The organism is Microbacterium sp. Bi128 (assembly GCF_918698205.1).
Genome location: NZ_CAKKMM010000986.1, coordinates 1 through 1,924 on the forward strand (window position 1 = coordinate 1; position 1,924 = coordinate 1,924).

Genomic DNA, 1,924 nt, shown 5'->3' on the forward strand with positions numbered 1-1,924 from the left:
GATGAGTGCAAGGGTGACGATCGAGCCGGCGAACAGGCCGCGGCGGACTCCCCCGTTATGGCGCCGCTTGAGGTAGATCACCGCCACCAGGCCCAGCAGGATCAGCAGGGTACCGGCGCCGAAAGTGGACAGGATCACGGCCTTGACGTCGGCCATGTGGCTGACTTCGCCGTCCTTGAACAACCGCTCCCCGCTCTGGTCCACAAGATCGCCGAGGTAGCGGGGGCCCGACCAGTTGCTGAGGTAGTCCACCGCGTAGGAACCGTACGTCATGCGGTCATCGGTGCTGAAGCCGTAGCCGTCACCGGGGAAGCCCGGACGGTTGTATTCCACCCAGAGGAACAGGGGGCTGGTCACGGCGCGGACGGCGAGCACCAGCAGGATGACCGGGTAGAACACGGCGAGCAGCACCTGAAGCACCCGCGGCAGGACGGGCTTGGCCTTGGCCGCCTGCTCGCGTTCGGCATTACGGCGTTCGGCGTTGCGGCGTTCGACTTCGTCCTCGGGGTCGGTGTCAGGACGTGCGCCGGCTGATGCGCCGGCTCCTGCCCCGCGCGCCTCGTCATTCGACGTGGCAGCATTCGACGTGGCCACGTCCGACGGGGAAGTATCCGACGGCCCCGTGGCGGCGGCCTCGGCCGCCTTGCGGTCGGCGCGGCTCTCCGGCTGGCTGGCGGTGGGCGTTGCCGACGGCGCTGCCGTGCCCTCTGCTGATCCCGCTGCTGCGGCTGATCCTGCCTTGCCGGCGGCTGCGGCCGGCCCTGCCGGGCCGGCTGCCGTGCCCGCCGTGGGCTTGCCGGCGGCTGCGGCCGGCCCTGCCGGGCCGGCTGCCGTGCCCGCCGTGGGCTTGCCGGCGGCGGCCGGCTTCATCCAGTCGAACGCCGGTTCGTCGGTGTCGTCCGACGGATCCAGGTGCGGATCCGGCCGGTCGGGAGGGGTGGGACTCTTGTCAGTCACGTGGAGCTTCGCTTCCGTAGGCTTCTGCGCTGCCCGGCCTGCGCCCGGCTGCGCAACTTATCTGGCTCTGAGCCTACCGTCAGAGGATTGGGCTCAGCGAGGTGCCACCCCGTCAGTTGGCGTATTGGGCCCAAGGGATGTTCCAGTCCCCGAAGCCGTCATCGAAGTTGGCGTACTCCCCCTCGGTGTTCACCACCTGGACGACGTCGCCGGTGGTCATATTGTCGAACACCCACTTCGCGCCGTCCGGGCCCAGGCCGATACAGCCGTGGGAGAGGTTCGTCTTGCCGATGTAGGGCATCGCGGACTCCGTGGCCTGGTGGATGAATTCCCCGCTGGGCGTCAGGCGCGTGGCGTAGTTGACGTCCAGCTGGCCATAGTAGGCCGGGTCCCCCGGTTTGAGCCCAATCGTGGAGGCATCCATGTGCTCCACACGGTGCTTCTCCATAAACACGAGGAAGCCCCGTGCCGACGGGAACCGGGTGTCGCCCATGGTCGCCGGCCAGTGTCCGGCCGGCTTGTCGTTGATGCTGACCGAGAACGTATGGGCCTTGGCGTCGGCGACGGCCACCTTCTTGTCCCCGATGTGGACCGTTACCGTCTTGTTGAAGTTGCCGACCTGCCCGTTGCCGAGCTCGACGCCGAACAGCTTCATGTCCATGGTGATGGTGCTGTTCGCGGCCCAGAAGGCGTCCGGCCGGTACCGGACAGTGTTGTTGTTGAACCAGTGGAAATCACCCACCTGGCCGGACGTCGAGGTGATCTTGATGGCCTTTTCGACGGCGGTCCGGTTCAGGACCGGCTCGCTGAAGGTGATCTGCAGGGGCTGGGCCACACCTACCTTCATCCCGTCCAAGGGGTATATGGCGGCGTCGGCCTCGTTGGCGGTCGAGACGGTGGTGAACGCGCGCGTGCTGTGGGTCTCGCGTCCCGCGTCGTCCACCACGGAGTACGTGAAGTTATACCG

General features: G+C 67.5%; 2 protein-coding genes. Both read right to left on the bottom strand.

The features are described from left to right. Nucleotides 1-957, bottom strand: a 957-nt coding sequence (locus LQV45_RS28860) for a DUF1461 domain-containing protein (RefSeq protein WP_230010445.1), incomplete at its 3' end; no start/stop codon positions are given. 112 nt (nucleotides 958-1,069) lie between these two features. Beyond that, nucleotides 1,070-1,924 (bottom strand): Ig-like domain-containing protein (locus LQV45_RS28865; RefSeq protein ID WP_230010447.1); only part of this gene is annotated, 855 nt, incomplete at its 5' end.